Consider the following 22,263-nt stretch of genomic DNA (forward strand, 5'->3'; position numbering starts at 1 on the left):
CAGGTGCTGCCAGTACCAGGATCGGCAGGCTCTAACCACCAGTACCGGCGCGGCCCCAGGCTGGTGCCCATGACGGACCTTCAGACCCGGCCCGGCGTGGCCGGAGGCACCACCGGGGCCCCGGCCGTACGGCCCGGGCTGCTCCTCGCGCTCGTCCTGTGCGGGCAGTTCATGGCCGTGCTCGACGGCTCCATCGTCAACGTCGCGGCGCCCACCATCCGCACCGACCTGGGCGCCTCCGGGGCCGCCCTGCAGCTCGTGATCGCCGGCTACACCATCTCCTACGCCGTACTGCTGATCACCGGCGCCCGGCTCGGCGCCCGCTACGGCTTCAGCCGGCTGTTCCAGCTTGGCCTGGCCGGCTTCACCGCCACCTCGCTGGCCTGCGGCCTCGCCCCGACCACCGGCTGGCTGATCGCCTTCCGGCTGCTCCAGGGCGCGGGCGCGGCGCTGATGGTGCCGCAGGTGACGAGCCTGCTGCAGCGCACCTTCACCGGCGCCGCCCGCACCCGGGCGATCGGGCTCTACTCGGCGGTGCTGGCCGTCGGCGTCGCGTTCGGGCAGGTGCTTGGCGGGGTGCTGGTCAGCGCCGACCTGTTCGGCACCGGGTGGCGGCCGGTGTTCCTGGTCAACGTGCCGATCGGGCTGGTACTGCTGGCCGCGGGCGCCCGGCTGCTGCCGAAGCTGCCCGGCGACGCCTCGCGCGGCTTCGACGTCCCGGGCCTGGTGGTGCTGGGCGCGGCGCTCGGCCTGCTGGTGGTGCCGCTGGTGCTCGGCAACGAGCTCGGCTGGCCGCTCTGGGGCTGGGCGATGATCGCGGCCGGCGTGCTGCTGTTCGGGCTGTTCGTCGTGGTCGAGCGCGCTGTCGCCCGGCGCGGCGGGCAGCCGCTGATCGCCGGGCGGGTGCTGCGCGCGCCCGGGCTGCGCCCGGCGGCGGCCGGACTGTTCACGATCATGGCGGCCTACGCGGGCTTCATGTTCGCCTTCGCCCTGCACCAGCAGGCGGCCCTCGGCCACAGCGCGCTGCGGGCCGGGCTCTGCTCGGCGCCCGTCGCGATCGGCTTCGGCCTGGCCAGCCTGCGCTGGCACCGGCTGCCGGGCCGGTTGCACGGGGTGCTGCCGTCGGTCGCCGGGGTGCTGCTCGGCGGCGGCTACCTGCTGCTGGGGGTGCTGCTCGGCGACGGCGCCGGGATCGGGGCGGTGGTGCTGGCCGAGACGGCCGTACTCGGCCTGGCGGCGGGCTTCGCGTACGCGCCGCTGTTCGCCCGGGCGCTCGCGGGGGTGGCGCCCGAGGACGCGGCCGATGCCAGCGGTGTGACGGTGACCGTCCTCCAGCTCGGGCAGGTGATCGGGGTCGCGGTGGTGGGCTCGGTGTTCCTCGGGCAGGTGGACCTGCCGGCGCCGGCCGCCGACTCGGGGCACGCGCTGCTGGTCACCCTGGGGGTGAACGCGGTGACGGTCCTCGTCGGGGCGGCCTTCGCCGAGCGCAGCCGGCGGGTGGTGCGCTGACGGGAGCGCTCGCGGCCGCCGGACGGCTGCCGCGCGGAGGCAGTACGGTCGGCAGCTGCGCGGCGGCCGCCCGGCGGGGCTGCGTGGCCCGGCGGCCTCGGGAAACGGATTTCAGGAGCACGCCCCGGACCGTGTAAAGTAGTCGATGTCGCCGAGGGAAACCGGACGGAAACGACGGGAGACCCGGTGACATCGCAGGTCAAGGGGCTATAGCTCAGTTGGTAGAGCGCTTGCATGGCATGCAAGAGGTCTGGGGTTCAATTCCCCATAGCTCCACAGTGGTTGAGAGCCGCCTCCCGATTCGGGGGGCGGCTCTTCGCCGTTGTGTGCATGCCATCGGCGGGCGGGCCGCAAAGACCGCTACCGTCGTGCCATGGCCGATCTGCAGCGAAGGCGGAACGAGGAACTGGCCCGGATACTGCACCAGCTCGGCTGGAGTCCGGAACGGCTCGCCCGTGAGGTGAGCCTCGCCCTGCCACCGGGCCTGGCGATCAGCTCCACCGCCCCGTACAAGTGGCGCGACCGCGGCATGGTGCCGCGCAGCCCGCACGACCAGGCCGTCTGCGAGGTGCTCAGCCGCACCCTCGGCATGGCCGTCACCTACGAGCAGCTCTGGGGCCGGATGGGCGGCCACCGCGGCGCCAAGATCCTCTCGCCCCGGCTGCTCACCGACCCGTGGACCGCGGACACCGCCCAGACCGCGCTGCGCGAGGCCGCCACCGACGCCGGACCGGTGCGCCTCACCGACCTGTTCCGCAGCGCCGACCTCGACCACGCCGCCGAACGGCTCTCCTCGCCGCCGCCACCGGTCGGCGGCGGCGAGGGCGCGCTGCGCGTCGACCCCTCGCTGGCCGGCGAACTCGGCCTGTCCTACCGCAGCAAGCAGCGCCTCGAACGCTCCTGCGGCGGCGGCCTCGTCCTCGGCCCCACCCGGGCCGAACTCGCCATGTTGGCCAAGCTGTTGGAGCTCGGCGCGTACGACGAACGGCTCGGCCGCGAGCTTTACGGCACGGCCAGCAGGCTCGCCCGCCTGGCCGGCTGGGCCGCGTACGACCTCGGCCACGACGCCGCCGCCCAGCGGGCCTTCGTCGCCGCGCTGCGCGCCGCCCACGTCAGCGGCGACCCCCGGCTCGGCGTCGCCGGGCTCGGCGCGCTGGTGGTGCTCGCCACCCAGGGCACCGGCGGGCGCGGCCTGGACGCCGTCACCGCGCTGCGCACCGCCCTGGACGCCCACGGCCCCGCGCTCAGCCCCGCCGGCCGGGCCCGGCAGCTCGGCCGGATCGCCCGCGCCCACGGCCGGTGGGGCGAGGCCGAGCAGGCCGAGGCGGCCGCCGCCCGGGCCTTCGCCGAACTCGACGGCGTGCCCGGCGCGGAGGAGGCCCGGGCCGACCTGGCCGGGATGGTGGGCGAGGGGCGGCTCGCGCTCGGCCAGCACCGGATGGCCAAGGGGCTGCTCGCCGAGGCCGTCGCCGGGCTCGGACCGGGGCGGGCCCGGGCCAAGGCGATGCTGATGGTCCGCCTCGCCGAGGCCCACCGGCGCCTCGGCGACCAGCGGGAGGCCGCTCGGACGGCGGGGCTGGCGCGGTCGCTGGCGGCGGGGATGCAGTCGGAGCGGCTGGCCAGGGCGCTGCGGGACTTCGAGGCGGCGGGGCGGGCGGCGGCGCGGTGAGGGGCCGTTCCCGGGGGTGCTGGGTGAGGGGGCCGGTTCCCGGGGGTGCTGGGTGAGGGGGCCGGTTCCCGGGTGGGGCGCGATGAGAGGCCGGTTCCCGGCCGGCGTGCGGGGCGGGGTGTGCGGCGTGCGGGGCCGGGTGCGCCGGGGGACGGTCCGGAGCGCCCTGACCCGCTTGCGGTACCCTGAGCCCATGCGAACCGTGCGCCTGCTCCTTAGCCGGCCGCGCTGACCAGGACCGGCTGCGCCCTCGGGCGGTGCCGGAGTCGGCGTGGCGTCCCCTCCTGCGAGGGGATTTTTTGTTTTCCGCCCCCGCCCGCGTCGTGGGACGGGTCCACGGTCGGCCGCGTCGCGCGGTTCGCCAACTGACACCGATGGAGCTTGAAGGACCATGAGCGAGACGACCCCTGCGTCCGGCGCGGCCGAGACCGCGACCGAGCCGTTCCGGTACAGCGCCGCGCTGGCGGCGGAGATCGAGTCCCGCTGGCAGGACATCTGGGAGAAGGAGGGCACCTTCCACGCCCCCAACCCCATCGGTGAGCTGGCCGACCCGTCCGCCGGTGACGTCGCCGCGAAGCCGCACAGCTTCATCATGGACATGTTCCCGTACCCCTCGGGCGCGGGCCTGCACGTCGGCCACCCGCTGGGCTACATCGCCACCGACGTCTTCGCGCGCTACCAGCGGATGACCGGCCACAACGTGCTGCACACGCTGGGCTACGACGCCTTCGGCCTGCCCGCCGAGCAGTACGCGGTGCAGACCGGCACCCACCCGCGGGTCTCCACCGAGGCCAACATCGCCAACATGCGCCAGCAGCTGCGCCGGCTGGGCCTGGGCCACGACCCGCGCCGCTCGATCTCCACGATCGACCCGGAGTACTACCGCTGGACGCAGTGGATCTTCCTGCAGATCTTCAACTCCTGGTACGACGAGGCGGCCGGCAAGGCCCGTCCGATCGCCGAGCTGGTCGCCCGGTTCGAGGCCGGCACGCGTGAGGTGCCGGGCGGCCGCGCCTGGGCCGCGCTGTCAGCCGCCGAGCGCGACGAGGTGCTGGGCGAGTACCGCCTGGCGTACGCCAAGGAGGTGCCGGTCAACTGGTGCCCGGGCCTGGGCACCGTCCTGGCCAACGAGGAGGTCACCGCGGACGGCCGCTCGGAGCGCGGCAACTTCCCGGTGTTCAAGTCCAACCTGCGCCAGTGGATGATGCGCATCACCGCGTACTCCGACCGCCTGATCTCCGACCTGGACCTGCTGGACTGGCCGGAGGCCATCAAGCTGCAGCAGCGCAACTGGATCGGGCGCTCCGAGGGCGCCCGGGTGGACTTCGCCGTTGACGGCGGGAAGATCACCGTCTTCACCACCCGGCCCGACACCCTGTTCGGCGCCACCTACATGGTGCTGGCGCCCGAGCACGGCCTGGTCGACTCGATCGTCCCCGCCGCCTGGCCCGAGGGTGTGCCCGCCGAGTGGACCGGCGGCGCCGCCACCCCGGCCGAGGCCGTCGCCGGCTACCGTGCCGCGGCCGCCGCCAAGTCGGACGTCGAGCGCCAGGTCGACGCCAAGGTCAAGACCGGCGTCTTCACCGGCGCCTACGCCGTCAACCCGGTCAGCGGCGAGTCCGTGCCGGTGTTCATCGCCGACTACGTGCTGATGGGCTACGGCACCGGCGCCATCATGGCCGTCCCCGCCCACGACCACCGCGACTTCGCCTTCGCCCGCGCCTTCGGGCTGCCGATGCGCTGCGTCGTCGAGCCGACCGACGGTCGCGGCTCGGACCCGGCGGCGTGGGACGACGCCTTCGACACCTACGACTCGGTCATCGTCAACTCCACGCGGGAGCAGGGCGATCTGTCCCTGGACGGGCTGAGCGTCGTCGACGCCAAGGCCCGCGTCACCGCGTGGCTGGCCGAGCGCGGCATCGGCGAGGGCACCGTCAACTACCGCCTGCGCGACTGGCTGTTCAGCCGCCAGCGGTACTGGGGCGAGCCCTTCCCGATCGTCTACGACGAGGACGGCGTGATGCACGCGCTGCCCGAGTCGATGCTGCCGGTCGAGGTCCCCGAGGTCGACGACTACTCGCCGCGCACCTACGACGCGTACGACTCCGCCTCCTCGCCGGAGACCCCGCTGTCGCGCAACGAGGACTGGGTCAACGTCGAGCTGGACCTGGGCGACGGTGTCAAGCGGTACCGTCGCGAGACCAACACCATGCCCAACTGGGCGGGTTCGTGCTGGTACGACCTGCGCTACGTCGACCCGACGAACACCGAGGCCGTGGTGCACCCGGCCAACGAGGGCTACTGGCTGGGCCCGACGGAGACCAAGCCGGGCGGCGGCGCCGACCTGTACGTCGGCGGTGCCGAGCACGCCGTGCTGCACCTGCTGTACGCGCGCTTCTGGCACAAGGTGCTGCACGACCTGGGCCACGTCTCCTCGGTCGAGCCGTTCCACAAGCTGTTCAACCAGGGCATGATCACCGCGGACGTCTACCGCGACGAGCGCGGCTTCCCGGTGCCCGCCGCCGAGGTCGAGGAGCGCGACGGCAAGTACTTCTGGCAGGGCGAGCCGGTCAAGCGCGAGGCCGGGAAGATGGGCAAGTCCCTGAAGAACGCCGTCGCCCCGGACGACATCGCCGACGAGTACGGCGCGGACACGCTGCGCCTGTACGAGATGTCGATGGGCCCGCTGGACGTCTCCCGTCCGTGGGACACCCGGGCCGTCGTCGGTTCGTACCGCTTCCTGCAGCGGCTGTGGCGCAACATCGTGTCCGAGGCCACCGGCGAGCTGGTCGTCACCGACGAGGAGCCGGACGAGGCGACCCTGCGCGCGCTGCACAAGGCCATCGACGGCATCCGCGGCGACATGGCCGGGCTGCGGTTCAACACGGCCGTCGCCAAGGCGATCGAGCTGAACAACTTCCTGGTCAAGCGCGGCTCCACGCCGCGGGCGGTGGCCGAGCAGCTGGTGCTGATGGTCGCGCCGCTGGCCCCGCACATCGCCGAGGAGCTGTGGCGCCGACTGGGCCACGGCGAGTCGCTGGCACACGCCGACTACCCGGTCGCCGACCCGGCGTACGTGGTCGACGAGAGCGTGACCTGCGTGGTGCAGATCAAGGGCAAGGTCAAGGCGCGGCTGGAGGTCGCGCCCGGGATCACGGACGCGGAGCTGGAGGCGCTGGCGCTGGCGGACCCGGCGGTGGTCGCGGCGATCGGTGACGCGGCGGTGCGGAAGGTGATCGCGCGGGCGCCGAAGCTGGTCAACATCGTGACCGGGTGAGGTCGGGGCTGTTCGTGGTTCGTGACTTCGTCAGTGCGTGATTGATCGGGCGGGTGTCCTCCGGGGCACCCGCCCGATGCGTTTCCCGGGGGAGGTGGGGGTGGGTGGTGGGGGCTGAGGGGCGGGGGTCGGGCGGGGGCGTGCCCCCGGGGAGATCCCCGATCTGTCCCTGATCTCCGGCGGCCGGGCCCGTTCGGAGCTCCTCGCGCCCGGTGCGGCGGCTACCGTGGAACCCTGGGCATTGCGATCCGCGTTGGGCCCGGTGGGGGCGGAACGGTGGCGGAAGGTGGCGCGCGATGGACGTTTTCGGCGTGATGATCGGCTTGGTCCTGCTCTTCGGGATCGCGGCGCTCGTACTGGCGGTGGTCGGTACGGTCAAGGCCGCCAAGGCCGTTGCCGCGAAGGTCGAGAAGCACGAGGCCAACGCCCGGCGCGCCGTCGAGACCGCCACTCTCAAGGCGAAGACGTACACCAAGGTCGGCCCGCCGGCCCAGATCGCCACCGTCCGGCTCAAGCTGCGGACCTCGCTGGACGGCACCCGGCAGGTGCTGGAGGGCGGACGGGAGCAGGACGGCCAGCTCGGCGAGTCCCTCGCGCTGCTGACCCGGCTCGACGCGCACGCGGCCGATCTGGACGGCGAACTGCGGCTTCTGGAACGCGAACCGGACACCGCGCGGATCGCGGCCAAGCTGCCGGAACTGCGGGAGCGGGCGGAGCGGATCACCCACGCGGCGGAGACCATGCGGTGGGCGGCGCAGGACCGGATGCACCGGTTCGCGGACGACGAGCTGAGCCGGCTGAGCCAGGAGTGCGAGAGCGAGGCGGGGGCGCTGCGGCACTGGGACACCGGGTCCGCACCGGGTACCGGGTCCGCTGCGGGTGGTGCGGCCGGTGCGGCCGGTGCGGCCGGTTCGTCCGATGGCGGGGCGGCTCGGGCCGGGCTGACGGACGGGAAGGGGCGGCCGAGCGCGGAGGACCTGCTCGGGCTGGCCGACCCGCTGGCGAAGCTGGCGCAGCGGCTGCGGAAGCCGTCGGCGGAGACGTCGGCGGGGCCCTCGACGGGGCCCTCGGCGGGCTGAGCCCCGGTCCGGGTCGGGGCCGTTCCCGGGAGCGCCGGGGCCTCCGTCGGGCGCGCAGGAGCCCCGGCGGAGCGCTGGGACGGACGCTGTCTTCCCGGACGAACGGGGAGTAACCTCCGCCTCATGCCCTCCGACCTCGCACTCGTCACCGATTCCACGGCCTATCTGCCGCAGGAGGCCATCGACCGGCACGGGATCACGGTGGTTCCGCTGAGCGTCGCGGTCGGTGACTCGGTCCTCTGCGAGGGCGTCGAGATCTCTCCCAAGGACGTCGCCGAGGCGCTGCGCGCCAAACAGCGGGTGACCACCTCCCGTCCCAACCCGGAGGCCTTCGCGGCCGCCTACCGGGCGGCCGCCGAAGCGGGGGCGAAGGGGATCGTCTCGGTGCACATCTCGGGCGAGCTGTCCGGCACGGTCGAGGCCGCCCGGCTGGCGGCCGCCGAGGCGCCCGTACCGGTGCGGGTGGTGGACAGCCGACTGGTCGGCATGGCCCTCGGGTACGGGGTGCTGGCGGCGGCCGGGGCGATCGCGGCCGGCCGGGGCCTGCCGGAGGTGGCCGAGGCGGCCGCCCTGCGGGCTGCCGGAACCAGCGGCTTCTTCTACGTGGACACCCTGGAGCACCTGCGCCGCGGCGGCCGGATCGGGGCGGCGCGGGCGCTGCTCGGGTCGGCACTGGCGGTCAAGCCGCTGCTGCACCTGGACGGCGGGCGGATCGAGCCGCTGGAGAAGGTGCGGACGGCGTCGCGGGCGATCGCGCGGCTGGAGGAGATCGCGGTCGAGCGGTCGGGGGAGGGCGAGGTGGACATCACCGTCCACCACCTCGCGGCCGAGGAGCGGGCCGAGCCGCTCGCGGAGCGGCTGCGGGCGCGGGTGCCGGGGCTCCGGGACCTGTACGTGGGCGAGGTCGGGGCGGTGATCGGTGCGCACGTCGGGCCGGGGCTGCTCGCGGTGGTGGTCGCTCCGCGCTGAGGCGGGGGCGGTCGCGGCTGGGGGGTGGGTGTTGTCCCGCCCGGTCCGGTCAACTTGGGCACGGGTCGACCACTCGCGTGAGTGACCGTTTTTATCCACAACCCCCGGGTTGTCCACAGGCATTCGGTAATTCCTGCGTGCTCGTCGGACGGCTCCTAGCGTCCTCGCCATGACGACCAGGGGCCTGGGCGCGGCGAAGCGCCAAGCGATCAACGAGACGGTGCGGCTGCGGATGGCGGCGCTGCTGCCGACGGACGACGGGCCGGTGGGCCCTGCTGTGCCTGCCGTCCCCCCTGCGCCGCCTTCCGCATCCTCTCCGCCTCCTCCGGTCTCCTCGCCTTCTCCGGCCCCGCCGTCCGTGGCTCCGTCTCCGACGACTGCCGGAGCGGTGCGGAAGCCGGCGGCGTTGCCTCCGGGGGCGCTCGACGTACCCGATCCGCCGGAAGCCGGCGCGCGGCTGCGGTTCGCCTCGGTGCTGGCGCTCGACCGGCGCGCGGTGGCCGGGCTGGCCATCCTGCTGCTGTTCGCGGTGGGGTACGCCGTGCAGCACTTCTGGCTGGCCAGGCCGGAGGCGGTGGCCGTCCCGGCGCTGGTGGCGGCCTCCGCCCTGCCGGAGTCCGGTCCGTCCGCCGCCGACGCCCCACCCGGCAGCGGGGCCGGTCCACCCGAGACCTCCTCGGGGCCGGGCGCCGGGCCCGCGGTCGTCGTCGACATCGGCGGCCGGGTCCACGTGCCGGGCCTGCACACCCTGCCCGGCGGCTCGCGGGTGGCCGACGCCCTGCGGGCGGCGGGCGGTCCGCTGCCGGAGACGGACACCCGGGGACTCAACCTGGCCCGCGTCCTGACCGACGGCGAACAGATCCTGGTCGGCGAGCCGGCACAGGCCCCGGTCCCCGTCCAGGTTCCCGGAGGCGCCGGCGGACTTCCCGGGGCCGGCGCGCCCCGACCACCCGTCAGCCTCAACCGCGCCACCCTCGAACAGCTCGACGCCCTGCCAGGCGTCGGCCCGACCCTCGCCCAGCGCATCCTCGCCTACCGCGCCTCGCACGGCTCGTTCCGCTCGATCGACCAGCTCCGCCAGGTCAGCGGCATCGGCGCCCGCACGTTCGCGGAACTCCGCCCGTTCCTCACGCTCTGACACCCGTTCCGTTTCCGCTTGCCGACCCCTGAAGGGAGGTGCCGCCATGTCCGCCACCACCGCGCCGGTCCCGAACACCCGCTCCTCGGGTGCCGACTTCCGGCTGCTGCTGCCCGCCGTCTCGGCCTGGCTGGTCACGGCGGTGCTCCTGCCCATCGAACCGGGGTCCGAGGCGCTGATCTTCTCGCTGGCGGTCGGCGCGGTGCTCGCGGCCGTGCTGCTGCTCAGCCGGCCGGGCCTGCTGCGCCGGCGCGGGGCCGCGGTGGCGCTGGCGGCCGTCCTGCTCAGCGGCGCCGCGGCCGCGATCGCGACCCCGCTGCACACCGCCGACCTGCACCGGGGGCTGCTGCCGGAGCTGGCCCGCGCTGCCGAGCACGCGCCGCCGCGCTCCCCGGGCACGCCCGCCCGGGTGGTGGAGGTGGAGCTGACCGTCACGGGAGACCCGAAGGTCCACACCTCCCGGGGCGGCACCACCGGCGGGCAGAGCCTGCTCACCGTCAAGGCCGTGGCCGACCGGGCCGCCCTCCTCCCGGACGGGCGGTCGACGCGCACGCACACCCCGGTGACCGTGATGGTCCGCGGGCCGGAGAGCGGTTCCTGGCTGCGACTGCTCCCGTCGGAGCGGCTGGCCGTGGAGGCCGAGGTGCGTCCGGCGGGGGAGGGCTACGACACCGAGGCCGCGGCGCTGCTGGCCGTCCACGGGCAGCCCCGGCAGCTCGCACCGCCGAGCCTGCCGCAGCGGATCGCCGGCCGACTGCGCGAGGGCCTGCGCACGGCCAGCGACGGACTGCCCCCGGACGCGCGGGGGCTGCTCCCCGGGCTGGTCGTCGGCGACACCTCGCGGCTGCCCGACGACCTGGTGGACGCCTTCCGGGCCACCGACCTGGTGCACCTGGTGGCGGTCAGCGGGGCCAACCTGGCGATCGTCCTCGGCGTGCTGCTGGGCTCCCCGGGCCAGGCAGGCACCCCGGAACGGCGAGGACTGGCAGCGCTGTTGGGGCTGTCCCTGCGTACCAGCGCCCTGCTCGGCGCGGGGCTGACGCTGGCCTTCGTGACCGTCTGCAGACCCGAGCCCAGTGTGCTGCGGGCGGCGGGGACGGGACTGATCGGCATGCTGGCCCTGGCCACCGGCCGCCCCCGGCAGGCCGTACCGGCGCTCGCCGGGGCCGTTCTGGTCCTCGTCCTGCTGGACCCGTTCCTGGCCCGCTCCTTCGGTTTCCTGCTCTCGGTGCTCGCCACCGCCGGGCTGCTCGTCCTCGGGCCGCACTGGGCCGAGTCCCTGCGCGCCCGGCGCTGGCCGCACCACCTGGCGGGCGCGCTGGCGGCGACGGCGGCCGCGCAGGCGCTCTGCGCCCCGGTGACGGTGGTGCTGTCCGGGCACATCAGCCTGGTCGCGGTCCCGTGCAACCTGCTGGCCGAACTGGCGGTCGCCCCGGCGACGCTGCTCGGCTTCGGGGTGCTCGTGCTGCAGCCGTTCTTCCCGTCCCTGGCGCGGGTGCTGGCCGAGCCGGCCGGGGTGCCGGCCGGCTGGCTGGCCTTCGTCGGACGGCGCGGGGCGGAACTGCCCGGCGGCCAACTGACGTGGCCCGGAGGCTGGTTCGGGGTGGTGACGGTCGCCCTGGCGACCCTGGCCGCCTGCTGGGCGGCGCCTCTGCTGCTGCCCCGGCGGGCGGAGACCGGCCGGCACGCCCGCCCCCGGCGCCGTTGGGCCCGGGCCCTGGTGACGGGCACGCTGCTGGTGGTGTTGCTGGCCGTACTGCTGCGCCCGCCGCAGCTGGCCCGGATCGCCACGGGCTGGCCGCCGCCGGGGTGGCGGCTGGCGATGTGCGACGTCGGACAGGGAGACATGTTGGCCCTTGCGACCGGTGCGCCGGACAGCGCGGTGGTGATCGACACCGGGCCGGATCCCGAAGCGGCCGACCGGTGCCTGCGCGAACTCGGCGTCACGACGGTACCGCTGCTGCTGTTGACGCACTTCCACGCGGACCATGTCGAGGGCGTGCCAGGGGTGTTGCGCGGCCGTCAGGTGGGTGCCGTCGAGGGCACGGTGCTGGACGACCCGCCGGGCGAGGCTGCCCGGGTGTCGGCCTGGGCGGCAGGGGCCGGCGTGCCGCTGGTGCGTGCGGGCCGCGGGGAACGCCGTTCGGCCGGCGCGGAGTTGTCCTGGGACGTGGTGTGGCCCGAGCCGGGGGCGGCCGTCGAGGCGCCTGGCGCGAACAACGCGAGCGTGGCCCTGCTGGTGACCTTGGGCGGAGGTTTGCGGATGGCACTGCTCGGGGATCTCGAACCGCCCGCCCAGTCGGCGTTGTTGGGCCGCATCGGCCCGGTCGACGTACTGAAGGTGGCCCACCACGGCTCGGCCCACCAGGACTGGGGCCTGACCGGTGCGCTACGGCCCCGGCTCGCCCTGATCTCCTGCGGCGAGGGCAACGCGTACGGGCACCCGTCACCTCGGACGGTCGACCGGCTGCGTGCGTTGGGCGCCACCGTCCTGCGCACCGACCGGGTGGGGGACATCGCCGTGACCGGCGACTCCCCGTCCGCCGTCGCCGTCGCCGTGCACCCCCGGCCCGACCACGGCGCCCGCGCCGGCCACTCCGGCTCCGGCCACTCCCCCCGCAGGCCCCGTGCCCCGCCCCTGTGACGCCCGCTCTCCTCTTCCCTCCACCATGTGGGGTGGGCAGGGCGAACCTTCACCCGAATTGGCTGTGCCGTGCGGATTGCGACGATCCGGTGCTCCGCGGCCGTCAAGCGTTGGGTGCGGGGACGTACGGGAGACGGAGACGGCGAGGGCCCCGCCGACCACCCGGCGGGGCCCTCGCGGAGCTGCTCGGCGGTTGTGCCGCGGCGTTCCCTCCGGAGTCAGGGGTTGACCGTCACGGTGAGGGTCTCCGGGTGGCACTGTTGCCCTGGTAGACCGAGTCGCCGCTGTAGACGGCCGTGATGACGTGCGGGCCGGGGGTCCGGAAGAAGACCACACGCCCGGCGGCGGCGCAGTTTCCGAGGTCGAGGACCAGGCGTGCGGTGCCCAGGGTCGTGCCGGTGGTGGTGTCGGTGAACGTCACAGTGCCGGTGGGCGGGGTCGTGGCGCCCGTGCCGGCCGGGCAGACCAGGTCATCGAGCACCACCGGTCGGCCGAGCCGGACCTGATGGGGGATCGCGATCAGGCGGGTGTTCACCGGCTTACCCGGGGTGAGGTAGCTGATGGTGATGCTCGCGGCCTCGCTGGTCACCGTGGGGCCGGTGCCGCCGGCGGGTACGAGGGACGAACCACCGCCCCCTCCACCCGCGTTCCCGGCCGGGGTCACCGAGAGGTTGATGTTGCCGCCGCCGCCTCCGCCGTAGTAGCCGCCGCCGCCTCCGCCCCCCGTCAGGCTGGGTCCTGGACCGCCGCCGGTGCCGAGCGTACCGGGGCTGCCGCCGCCGTTGAAGCCGCCGGTGCAGTGGGACGTCGGCAAACAGGATCCATCGTTGGTGGCGTTGCCGCCGACTTCGATATGAGGGTCTGTCCGCCGGACAGTCCGGTGAGAGTGCCCGAAACCTGAGCACCACGGCCGCCGGGCGTGTCGTTGCCCCCCTCCAGGCCGCCGGCCGCACCGATCGCCGTGACGTCGACCTGTGTGACGCCGTTCGGGACGGTGAAGGTCTGCTCGGCGCCGGTGAAGGCGAACGTGCAGGTGGTGGTGGGGCCCGAGGCGGTGCACGTGCTCCTGCGCGTGGGCGGTCCCGGGCAGCGCGACCGGGGCGAGTCCGGCGGCTCCCAGCAGGCCGGCCGCGACGGCCAGTGCCCGTCCACGGCGGGCGGCCGAACCGGCACGTCCCCTGGCGACGGCTGGGCCCGGCTGACCGGCGGCGGCCGGCGGTGAGATCTTCACGAGCTGCTCCTGGAAGGCGGAGGGGGATGCTTCGGCAGTCGATTGCCGTCCGCCACTGTGGATCAGGAGGCCAGGGAGTCGATCGCGACGGCGCCCTGGCGCACCGTCGATTCACCCCGGTGGTGTGCGGTCCCGGCCGTCGGGCGGGTCAGCGGATCCGGAGCAGCTCGGGCAGTCCGGCGGTGTCGACGAGGTGCGCCCGGGTGGGGAGGACCCGGCGGAGCAGGGTGTCGTGGGCTTCCGGGTCCGGGTCGGCGACGGCGTCGGAGAGGACGTGGAGCAGGTAGTCGCGATCGGCCGCGTCGAGGACGGTGGACAGGACGGCGCCGCTGGTGCTGGTGCCGGAGACCACCAGGCTGGTGATGCCGCGTTCGCGCAGCCGCCGGTCGAGGTCAGTGGTGGACATGGCACCGTAGCGGGTCTTTCGGACGACGATGTCGTCGCCGAGCGGGGCCAGGCGCTCGTGGACGGCGGTGGCGGCGTCCTCGTCGTGCATGGCGCGGTGCCGGGCCAGCGCGGCGAAGGACTTGTTGGTGTCCGGGACGGCGTCCCAGTCGGCTTCGGTGAAGGCGACGCGGACGTGGACGATGGTGCCGCGGGCGGCCCGGACGCCGGCGACGGCCCGTTCGATGCGGCCGAGGAGGGCTTCGCGGGTGCCGTCCTCGGGAAGGGCGGCCAGGACGGCGGGCTGGCAGTCCAGGACGAGAAGAGCGGTGTGCGCGGGGCCGAGTGCGGCGGCGGTGTTCACGCGGCGGTCCTCCTTGTGGGTGGTGTGCGACCGGGGGTGACCGGCCGCCGGTGGCGTCAGGAGTGGCTGAGGGACGGTTCCGGCTCCTGCACCGGCGCCTGCTCGCGCCGGGGGAGCAGCAGTGGGGTCGCCAGGATGAGCAGCCCCGCGACGGTGAGGGCGGTGCGCGGGCCGGTGACGTCGGCGAGCAGGCCGCCGAGGGCGGTGCAGACGGCGATGGACGCCTGCTGGCCGATCGACCAGGCCGACAGGGTGCGGGCGACCAGGTGCTCGGGGGTGCGTTCGAGCCGGAAGGTGGCGAGCACCGGGTTGTAGAGGCTCATGTTGACGATGATCGCCAGCTCGACGGCCATCACGGTGACCAGGCCGACGACGCCGGGGCGGACGAGGACCAGCCCGATCAGCCAGACGGCGCGCAGGGTGCCGACGGTCCGGAAGACCCGGTGCGGTCCGTAACGGGCGACGACGCGCCGGGCGAGCCGGGAGCCGACGAGCCCGCCGAGGCAGGGAGCGGCGAAGGCGAGGCCGTACTGCCAGGCCGGGAAGTGCAGTTGGCGCAGCAGGAGTACGGCCAGCAGCGGTTCGGTGGCCATGATCAGGCCGCTGACGAGCAGGTTGTTGAGGTAGAGCGGCCGCAGGCCGGGGTCGCCCAGGATGTGCCGCCAGCCGTCGAGCAGCGCGCCTGCCCGCACCGGTGCCTTGCCGGTGGGCTGCGGGGCCTCCTCCCGGCCGCGGATCGCGGTGATGCCGAGGGCGGAGAGCAGGTAGCTGAGGGCGTCGGCCACGATCGTGGCGACCGGCCCGAACAGGCCGATCGCGGCCCCGCCGAGCGGTGGTCCGACCGCGATGGAGCTCCAGTTGGTGGATTCGAACCGGGCGTTGGCGACCAGCAGGTCGTCCGGCCGGACGAGGGCCTTGAGGTGGGCGCCGCTGGCCGCGTTGAACGCGATCTTGGCCGCGGCGACCACGGCCGAGACCACCAGCAGCTGGACGAAACCCAGCAGGCCGAGGGCGTACGTGAGCGGGACGGTGGCCATGGCCGCGAACCGGACCAGGTCCATCGCGATCATCACCGGGCGCTTGCGCCGGAGCTCCACCCACGGTGCGAGCGGCACCGCGATGAGCGCGCCCACCGCGGGGCCCACCGCGGACAGCGCGGACACCTCGGCCGGTCCGGCGTGCAGCGCCAGTACGGCGATCAGCGGCAGGGCCCCGAATCCCAGCCCGGACCCGTACGCGCTCACCGCGTACGCCGCCCAGAGCCAGCCGAACTGCCGCCCCAGCCGCTTCCTGCCCGCCCCGCCGACCCCGCCGACCCTGCCGACCCCGCCCGTCCCGTTCACCCTGCCCACCATGCCCGGCTCGCTCCCTCGACGTCCCGTTCGAACAAATCAATGTTGTCCGGCGAGAGCTAATCGAGCGGCACATCCGCAGGTCAAACAACCAGTCCGCCGCCACGCCACAACCACGTGTTGTTCACTAAGGTGGATCGGCATGGACCTCGAAGCCGTACGCACCTTCGCCGCCGTCGTGGAAGCGGGCCAGTTCCAGAAGGCCGCCGCCGACCTGGCGGTCACCCAGCAGGCCGTCTCCAAGCGCGTCGCCACCCTGGAGCGCGACCTCGGTGTCCGGCTGTTCACCCGCACCCCGCGCGGGGCCGAGCTCACCATCGACGGGCAGGCCTTCCTGCCCCATGCGCGCGAGCTGCTGCGCGCCGCCGAGCGTGCGGTGGCGTCCGTGGGCACCGGGCGGCGGCCGCTGCGGGTCGACGTGATCGCCTCCCGGGTCGCGCCGTCGGGCCTGATGCGCGACTTCCACCGCGCGCACCCCGAGATCGACCTCGACGTCGTGATGCTGTTCGACGTGGAGGCGGCCGTCGGCGCCATCCGCTCGGGCGCCGTCGACGCGTCGTTCCGCGCCGTCGCCGCGCCCGGTCGGCCCCTTCCCGAGGACATCGAGTCCGTCCGGGTGCTCGACGAGCCGCTCCAGCTCCTCACCGGCCCCGCCCACGCGCTGGCGGGCGCCCGTTCGGTGACCGTCGCCCAGCTCGCCGGGCACCGGATCTGGATGCCCGGCATCGCGCCAGGGACCGAGTGGGCCGCCTACTACGACGACCTCGTCGCCGAGTTCGGCCTCGGGATCGAGGTGACCGGCCCCAACTTCGGCTCCGACGCGCTCCTCGACACCGTCGCCGACACCCCGGCCCTGGCCACCTTCATGAGCGAGCACACCCGCGTGGTCTGGCCCGCCGGCCACGGCCTGCGCCGCATCCCGGTGACCGACCCGACGCCCGTGTACCCGCACTCGCTCCTGTGGCACCGGGACAACCCCCACCCGGCCCTGGCCGCCCTCCGGGCCCACCTCGCTGCGACCCGGCCCGCCCTCGACGCCCCGGGCACCTGGCGGCCGGGCTGGGTGCTCCCGCGCTGAACGGCTGCCGGGGCCGGGGCCGGGGCCAGGACCGGGGCCGGGACCGGGGCCGGGGCCGACGGGCGAGGGCGGCGTGGAGGCGACGGAAAGCGCCGGTCAGGCCTCTTCGCGCCAGCCGTCGTAGGAGGTGGCGAGGGTGTCGAGGGCATGCAGCAGGGCGGCGGTCCAGCCGGTGGACGGCGGGTCGAGGACGACGAGCCACTGGGCGTCCTCGGCGTCGTCCTCGCCGGCCAGGGCGTCGCGGACGATCTCCGGTTCGCCGAGGTCCGGGTGGGCGGCGCGGAGTTCCTCGGCGGCCTCGTCGGCGGCGTCGCGGTCGGGCAGAACGAGCAGCTGGCGGACGAACGGGTCGTCGACGTCCGGGAGGTCGGGGGTGTGGTTCTCGGTCACCGGGCCATTCTCCAGGTCGCGCGGAACGGTCCGGCGGCGCGGTCGGCCCCTACGGCCCTGCGCGTCCTACGCGCCCTCCGGCCCCTACGGCAGCGGGGCCGGCCGGCTGCTGGCCCGGCCGGCTGCGGGCCCGGGCGGGAGTGTCCGCGGCGCGTGGGATGCTGGTAGGCGATGGCCAGGAAGAGTGCACCCGACGACCTGCTCGCCCCGCTGACCCTCGCGGTCGGCCAGGAGGAGCTGCTGCTGGACCGCGCGGTCGCCCAGGTGGTGGCCGCGGCGAAGGCCGCCGACCCGGACACCGACGTACGGGACCTGCCCCCCGGCGGGCTGCAGCCCGGCAGTCTGGCCGAGCTGACCACGCCCTCGCTGTTCGCCGAGCGCAAGGTGATCGTGGTCCGGGCCGCCCAGGACCTCTCCGCCGACTCGGTGAAGGAGGTCAAGGCGTACATCGAGGCGCCGGCCGAAGAAGTGATCATGGTGCTGGTGCACGCCGGCGGGGCCAAGGGCAAGGGCCTGCTGGACGCCGGGCGCAAGGCGGGCGGACGCGAGGTGGCCTGCGCCAAGCTGGCCAAGGCGAGCGAGCGGCTGGCCTTCGTCAAGGGCGAGTTCCGCGCCCTGGGCCGCTCCGCGACGCAGGAGGCCTGCCAGGCGCTGCTGGACGCGCTCGGCAGTGACCTGCGCGAACTGGCGGCCGCGTGCAGCCAGTTGACCTCGGACGTCGAGGGCACCATCGACGAGACGGTGGTGGCCCGCTACTACAGCGGCCGGGCCGAGGCGACCGGCTTCGAGGTGGCCGACCTGGCGGTCACCGGACGGGCGGCGGAGGCGCTGGAGCGGCTGCGCTGGGCGCTGGCCGTCGGCCAGCCGCCGACCGGCATCACCTACGCGCTGGCCTCCGGCGTGCGAAGCATCGGGCGGCTGGCCACGACCGGGCGGAACATGCGCCCGGCCGACCTGGCCCGCGAGTTGGGCATGCCGCCGTGGAAGGTGGACCGGGTCCGCCAGCAGATGCGCGGCTGGACGGGCGACGGGGTGGCGGCCGCGCTGACCGCGATCGCCCAGGCCGACGCCGCCGTCAAGGGCGGCTCGGACGACCCGGCCTTCGCCCTGGAGCGTGCGGTGGTCGCCGTCGCCAGGGCCGCCCGGGCCGGCTCCCGCCCCGCCTACTGACGCCCGGCCCGCTCCTGCCCGGTCCGGTCCCGCCTGCCGACGCCCCGCCCCGCCTGCCGCCGCCTCGTCCACCGGCGCCCGGGCGACCCGCCCCGCCCTACTGGCGCATGGCCCGTACGGCGTTGTCGGCGTCCGCCTGCAGCATGGTGCGCAGCTCGTCCATGGACGGCGGGGTGGTCTTCCCCTGGGTGTAGCTGGCGCTGTAGGTGATGTAGAAGGTCATCCCGCCGTCGCGGACGTCGACCTCGGCGTAGATGTCGCGGTACTTGTCCGACGAGCCGTCGTCCTTGTACACGAAGTACGCGTCCTCGCCGATTCCGGTGAGGTTCGAGATCTGGTAGCCGCGTGACCGGTAGGTCTCCTTGTTGGCCGACAGTTCGGGCGCGGGGTTGACCGCCCTGTGCAGGTCGGCGCGCAGGTAGACCGAGGCGTACTCGCTGTCGCTGTTGCCGCCGGTCCGCTTGAGGGACATCGAGCAGTTCATGCTGTCCAGGGCCGGGTTGCGGTCGGTGTGGTGGCTGGGCGAGGTGCTGGTCGTGTTGACCGAGTACTTCTCCAGCAGCCGGGCGGGCTTCCCGACGGCACAGAAGTCGTCCGAGACGTGGTAGCTGCCGAGGCTGCGCGGCGCGGAGTCGCCGCCGCTGCTGCCGACCATGCCCGGGATGACCAGCACGGCGGTGGTCCAGCCGGCCGAGGCGAGCAGCGCGCCGACGAAGGCCCAGACGGCGTTGCGCCGCAGGTTGCCGCCGGAACGGCCCCCGGACGCCCCGCCCGCCGGACCGGCGCCGGGAGTGACGACGGGACCGCCCGCGCCCGGCGAGGCGGGCAGGCCGGCCGGCGGGCCGAAGCCCGGCGCACCGGGGGCCTGCTGCGGGAACCCGTACCCGGGCCCGTTCGGTGCCGGGGACGGCTGCGGCGGTGGTGGCGTCGTCATGGATGTTCCCCCCTCGGGACTGGCGCCGGGATGCCCCCCGCACCCTCGGTCGCGCGTGATCGACCATAGCGGCCGAGGCGCGGAACGCGGCAGGCGCCGCAGTCGGCCCCTGGGGAGGGGACCGGCTGCGGCGCCTGCCGTACAGCTGCTGTGCACCGCACCCGCGTGGCGAACGCAGGCCGCGTGCGGTGCGAGACTCGCACGCCTCTGGAGTCCGGGTAGAGGGCCGGTTCGTCCGGAGGCGGTGGGGGCCGGAGCCCCCGGAGGCGTCAGGCCTGGGCGGCCGCGTTGACGCGCTTGGTGATGGCCGACTTCTTGTTGGCGGCCTGGTTGGCGTGGATGACGCCCTTGCTCACGGCCTTGTCCAGCGCCTTGGAGGCGGCGCGGGCCAGCACGGCGGCCTTCTCGGTCTCACCGGCGGCAGCGGCCTCGCGGGCCTTGCGCAGAGCGGTCTTCAGCGAGGACTTGACGGCCTTGTTGCGCAGGCGCGCCTTCTCGTTGGTCTTGTTGCGCTTGATCTGGGACTTGATGTTCGCCACGAAGGAGCCTCAGTCTTGTCTAAAGGTTTGAACGGGCTGCACCCGAAGGCCGTCGGACCAGCTGAGAGGGCATGCCGGGGCCAGGTGCAGCTGACCACGCTACCAGGGGCCCGCCGCCCGCCCCAAACCGGCCGCCGCCGGTCGCCGGCCCGGCCGCCGGCCCCGCGCGGATCAGGCGCTCAGCACCGGCTCCCCGTAGTGCTCGACCTCCGGGAACGGCCGGTAGAACCGGTGCAGCAGCTCACGCCACCGCCGGTACTCCTCCGAGCCCCGGAACCCCTCGGTGTGGTCGGCGAGCGTCTCCCACTCCACCTGCAGCAGGAAGCGCGAGCCGCGCCCCTCGTCCAGGCAGCGGTGGAGCCGGAGCGAGCGGAAGCCGCGCTGGACGGCGATCAGCGGACGGGCCTCGGCGAAGGCGGCGAGGAACTCGTCCTCCCGGCCGGGCAGGACGTCGAGCAGGGCGCTTTCCAGGATCACGGGAGGCCATCCTGCCCCTCCGGGACCAGCGGACGGAACGCTGCGGGGTGCCCGAACGGTGTCCGGTGCCGCGGTCGTGGGAAGATGGGAGGAACTATTTCGATCGGACGAGACCGTCCGGTCCCCGGGATAGCCGGTCAGCGATGATCCGGACACCCCCGGCCCCGGACCAACGGAGAATCGGACCAAGGTGCCCGCGACCCCCAGCAATGTGCCAGAGCCCAGCCGTACCGACCCGGCGCTGATCCGCAACTTCTGCATCATCGCCCACATCGACCACGGCAAGTCGACGCTCGCAGACCGGATGCTGCAGATCACCGGTGTCGTCGACCCCCGGCAGATGCGTGCCCAGTACCTCGACCGCATGGACATCGAGCGCGAGCGCGGCATCACCATCAAGTCGCAGGCGGTCCGCCTCCCCTGGGCCCCGAAGACCGGGCCGGCCGCCGGGACGACGCACATCCTCAACATGATCGACACCCCCGGCCACGTGGACTTCACGTACGAGGTGTCCCGCTCCCTCGCGGCCTGCGAGGGGACCATCCTGGTGGTCGACGCGGCCCAGGGCATCGAGGCGCAGACCCTCGCCAACCTGTACCTGGCGCTGGAGAACGACCTCACGATCGTCCCGGTCCTCAACAAGATCGACCTGCCGGCCGCCCAGCCGGAGAAGTACGCCGAGGAGATCGCCCACATCATCGGCTGCGACCCGGGCGACGTGCTCAAGGTCAGCGCCAAGACCGGTCTGGGCGTCGAGGACCTGCTGGACCACATCGTCAACACCGTGCCGGCCCCGGTCGGCGTGGCGGACGCCCCGGCCCGCGCGATGATCTTCGACTCGGTGTACGACGCCTACCGCGGCGTGGTCACCTACGTCCGTGTCGTGGACGGCCAGCTGAACAAGCGCGAGCGCATCCAGATGATGTCGACCGGCGCCACCCACGAGCTGCTGGAGATCGGCGTCATCTCGCCCGAGCCGAAGGTCGCCGACGGCCTGGGCGTCGGCGAGGTCGGCTACATCATCACCGGTGTGAAGGACGTCCGGCAGTCCAAGGTCGGTGACACGATCACCTCGCAGCACAAGGGCGCCACCGAGCCGCTGGGCGGCTACAAGGACCCGCGTCCGATGGTGTTCTCCGGCCTCTACCCGCTGGACGGCTCGGACTACCCGCTGCTGCGCGACGCCCTGGACAAGCTGCGGCTGAACGACGCCGCCCTGGTGTACGAGCCGGAGACCTCGGTCGCGCTGGGCTTCGGCTACCGCTGCGGCTTCCTCGGCCTGCTGCACCTGGAGATCATCCGGGAGCGCCTGGAGCGCGAGTTCAACCTCGACCTGATCTCCACCGCCCCGAACGTGATCTACCGGGTGGTGATGGAGGACGGCACCGAGCACACCGTCACCAACCCGAGCGAGTTCCCGTCCGGCAAGATCTCCGAGGTCTACGAGCCGGTCGTGCGCGGCACCATCCTGGCGCCCAACGACTTCGTCGGCGCGATCATGGAGCTCTGCCAGTCCCGCCGCGGCAGCCTGCAGGGCATGGACTACCTGTCCGAGGACCGGGTCGAGCTGCGCTACACCCTGCCCCTCGCGGAGATCGTCTTCGACTTCTTCGACCAGTTGAAGTCCAAGACCCGCGGCTACGCCTCGCTCGACTACGAGCCCATCGGCGAGCAGAGCGCCCAGCTGGTCAAGGTCGACATCCTGCTGCACGGCGACCCGGTGGACGCCTTCTCCGCGATCGTGCACAAGGACAAGGCCTACAGTTACGGCGTCATGATGGCCGGCAAGCTGCAGAAGCTGATCCCGCGCCAGCAGTTCGAGGTGCCGATCCAGGCCGCCATCGGTTCCCGGGTGATCGCCCGCGAGACGGTCCGCGCGATCCGCAAGGACGTCCTCGCCAAGTGCTACGGCGGTGACATCTCCCGCAAGCGGAAGCTGCTGGAGAAGCAGAAGGAAGGCAAGAAGCGGATGAAGATGGTCGGCAGCGTGGAGGTCCCGCAGGAGGCCTTCATCGCGGCGCTGTCCACCGACTCCGAGTCGCCGAAGGACAAGAAGTAG

At 74.0% G+C, this 22,263-nt stretch carries 18 protein-coding genes and 1 tRNA gene; 12 read left to right on the forward strand and 7 right to left on the reverse strand.

The annotated features are described in order from the left end of the window. The first annotated feature begins 69 nt into the window (after nt 1-69). From ACFV1W_RS07620 to ACFV1W_RS07655, 8 genes are all read left to right on the forward strand, one after another. Nucleotides 70-1,509, forward strand: a complete 1,440-nt coding sequence (locus ACFV1W_RS07620; protein WP_380414039.1) for an MFS transporter — start codon at nt 70-72, stop codon at nt 1,507-1,509. 203 nt (nt 1,510-1,712) lie between these two features. Next, a tRNA-Ala gene (locus ACFV1W_RS07625) sits at nt 1,713-1,785 on the forward strand. A gap of 97 nt (nt 1,786-1,882) precedes the next feature. Next, the gene (locus ACFV1W_RS07630) at nt 1,883-3,178 is read left to right on the forward strand and encodes a hypothetical protein (RefSeq protein WP_380414041.1); all 1,296 of its coding nucleotides are present in this window, start codon (nt 1,883-1,885) and stop codon (nt 3,176-3,178) included. Between the two features lie 391 nt (nt 3,179-3,569). After that, the gene (leuS, locus tag ACFV1W_RS07635; RefSeq protein ID WP_380414043.1) at nt 3,570-6,455 is read left to right on the forward strand and encodes a leucine--tRNA ligase; all 2,886 of its coding nucleotides are present in this window, start codon (nt 3,570-3,572) and stop codon (nt 6,453-6,455) included. Nucleotides 6,456-6,751: 296 nt separating this feature from the next. Then, complete coding sequence (locus tag ACFV1W_RS07640) at nt 6,752-7,534, forward strand: hypothetical protein (protein ID WP_380414045.1); 783 nt, start codon at nt 6,752-6,754, stop codon at nt 7,532-7,534. 123 nt (nt 7,535-7,657) lie between these two features. Continuing rightward, complete coding sequence (locus ACFV1W_RS07645) at nt 7,658-8,503, forward strand: DegV family protein (protein ID WP_380414046.1); 846 nt, start codon at nt 7,658-7,660, stop codon at nt 8,501-8,503. A gap of 388 nt (nt 8,504-8,891) precedes the next feature. Continuing rightward, nucleotides 8,892-9,641 (forward strand): helix-hairpin-helix domain-containing protein, encoded by a 750-nt coding sequence (locus ACFV1W_RS07650; protein WP_380414048.1) that lies wholly within the window; start codon nt 8,892-8,894, stop codon nt 9,639-9,641. Between the two features lie 46 nt (nt 9,642-9,687). Continuing rightward, nucleotides 9,688-12,285, forward strand: coding sequence for a ComEC/Rec2 family competence protein (locus tag ACFV1W_RS07655; RefSeq protein ID WP_380414050.1), 2,598 nt, complete (start codon nt 9,688-9,690; stop codon nt 12,283-12,285). A gap of 232 nt (nt 12,286-12,517) precedes the next feature. Here the strand turns inward: ACFV1W_RS07655 and ACFV1W_RS07660 are convergent, their stop codons facing one another. Further along, a complete protein-coding gene (locus ACFV1W_RS07660) occupies nt 12,518-13,099 on the reverse strand; it encodes an Ig-like domain repeat protein (RefSeq protein WP_380414052.1) in 582 nt (193 codons plus the stop codon). Nucleotides 13,100-13,246: 147 nt separating this feature from the next. On the opposite strand from ACFV1W_RS07660, the gene ACFV1W_RS07665 reads away from it, so the two are divergent. Beyond that, nucleotides 13,247-13,507, forward strand: coding sequence for a hypothetical protein (locus tag ACFV1W_RS07665; protein WP_380414054.1), 261 nt, complete (start codon nt 13,247-13,249; stop codon nt 13,505-13,507). 157 nt (nt 13,508-13,664) lie between these two features. Here the strand turns inward: ACFV1W_RS07665 and ACFV1W_RS07670 are convergent, their stop codons facing one another. Both ACFV1W_RS07670 and ACFV1W_RS07675 read right to left on the reverse strand, forming a co-directional pair. Then, nucleotides 13,665-14,264, reverse strand: a complete 600-nt coding sequence (locus ACFV1W_RS07670; RefSeq protein ID WP_380414055.1) for a cysteine hydrolase — start codon at nt 14,262-14,264, stop codon at nt 13,665-13,667. Between the two features lie 56 nt (nt 14,265-14,320). Next, nucleotides 14,321-15,619, reverse strand: coding sequence for an MFS transporter (locus tag ACFV1W_RS07675; protein WP_380414057.1), 1,299 nt, complete (start codon nt 15,617-15,619; stop codon nt 14,321-14,323). A gap of 139 nt (nt 15,620-15,758) precedes the next feature. Here ACFV1W_RS07675 and ACFV1W_RS07680 point away from each other — a divergent pair, with 139 nt between their 5' ends. Continuing rightward, nucleotides 15,759-16,694, forward strand: a complete 936-nt coding sequence (locus ACFV1W_RS07680; protein WP_380414059.1) for a LysR family transcriptional regulator — start codon at nt 15,759-15,761, stop codon at nt 16,692-16,694. 96 nt (nt 16,695-16,790) lie between these two features. On the opposite strand, the gene ACFV1W_RS07685 is transcribed toward ACFV1W_RS07680, so the two are convergent. Further along, nucleotides 16,791-17,084 carry a hypothetical protein gene (locus ACFV1W_RS07685; protein ID WP_380414061.1) on the reverse strand — a complete coding sequence of 98 codons (294 nt, stop codon included), beginning with the start codon at nt 17,082-17,084 and terminating at the stop codon, nt 16,791-16,793. A 171-nt stretch (nt 17,085-17,255) separates the two neighbouring features. Here ACFV1W_RS07685 and holA point away from each other — a divergent pair, with 171 nt between their 5' ends. Continuing rightward, complete coding sequence (gene holA, locus ACFV1W_RS07690) at nt 17,256-18,254, forward strand: DNA polymerase III subunit delta (protein ID WP_380414063.1); 999 nt, start codon at nt 17,256-17,258, stop codon at nt 18,252-18,254. 97 nt (nt 18,255-18,351) lie between these two features. Here holA and ACFV1W_RS07695 read toward each other — a convergent pair whose 3' ends face one another. The 3 genes from ACFV1W_RS07695 to ACFV1W_RS07705 form a co-directional block, all read right to left on the reverse strand. Further along, nucleotides 18,352-19,188, reverse strand: a complete 837-nt coding sequence (locus ACFV1W_RS07695) for a hypothetical protein (RefSeq protein WP_380414065.1) — start codon at nt 19,186-19,188, stop codon at nt 18,352-18,354. Between the two features lie 269 nt (nt 19,189-19,457). Then, nucleotides 19,458-19,727 carry a 30S ribosomal protein S20 gene (gene rpsT / locus ACFV1W_RS07700; RefSeq protein ID WP_030283880.1) on the reverse strand — a complete coding sequence of 90 codons (270 nt, stop codon included), beginning with the start codon at nt 19,725-19,727 and terminating at the stop codon, nt 19,458-19,460. Between the two features lie 171 nt (nt 19,728-19,898). Next, complete coding sequence (locus ACFV1W_RS07705) at nt 19,899-20,204, reverse strand: antibiotic biosynthesis monooxygenase family protein (RefSeq protein ID WP_380414067.1); 306 nt, start codon at nt 20,202-20,204, stop codon at nt 19,899-19,901. Between the two features lie 190 nt (nt 20,205-20,394). On the opposite strand from ACFV1W_RS07705, the gene lepA reads away from it, so the two are divergent. Further along, a complete protein-coding gene (gene lepA, locus ACFV1W_RS07710) occupies nt 20,395-22,263 on the forward strand; it encodes a translation elongation factor 4 (protein ID WP_380414069.1) in 1,869 nt (622 codons plus the stop codon).

The sequence above is a fragment of the Kitasatospora sp. NPDC059648 genome (assembly GCF_042734825.1).
Lineage (GTDB): Bacteria > Actinomycetota > Actinomycetes > Streptomycetales > Streptomycetaceae > Kitasatospora.

Coding starts and splice junctions, on each gene's coding strand:
- ACFV1W_RS07620 (WP_380414039.1), top strand. CDS start 70: ATGACGGACCTTCAGACCCGGCCCGGCGTGGCCGGAGGCACCACCGGG.
- ACFV1W_RS07630 (WP_380414041.1), top strand. CDS start 1,883: ATGGCCGATCTGCAGCGAAGGCGGAACGAGGAACTGGCCCGGATACTG.
- leuS (WP_380414043.1), top strand. CDS start 3,570: ATGAGCGAGACGACCCCTGCGTCCGGCGCGGCCGAGACCGCGACCGAG.
- ACFV1W_RS07640 (WP_380414045.1), top strand. CDS start 6,752: ATGGACGTTTTCGGCGTGATGATCGGCTTGGTCCTGCTCTTCGGGATC.
- ACFV1W_RS07645 (WP_380414046.1), top strand. CDS start 7,658: ATGCCCTCCGACCTCGCACTCGTCACCGATTCCACGGCCTATCTGCCG.
- ACFV1W_RS07655 (WP_380414050.1), top strand. CDS start 9,688: ATGTCCGCCACCACCGCGCCGGTCCCGAACACCCGCTCCTCGGGTGCC.
- ACFV1W_RS07675 (WP_380414057.1), bottom strand. CDS start 15,619: ATGGTGGGCAGGGTGAACGGGACGGGCGGGGTCGGCAGGGTCGGCGGG.
- ACFV1W_RS07680 (WP_380414059.1), top strand. CDS start 15,759: ATGGACCTCGAAGCCGTACGCACCTTCGCCGCCGTCGTGGAAGCGGGC.
- holA (WP_380414063.1), top strand. CDS start 17,256: ATGGCCAGGAAGAGTGCACCCGACGACCTGCTCGCCCCGCTGACCCTC.
- ACFV1W_RS07695 (WP_380414065.1), bottom strand. CDS start 19,188: ATGACGACGCCACCACCGCCGCAGCCGTCCCCGGCACCGAACGGGCCC.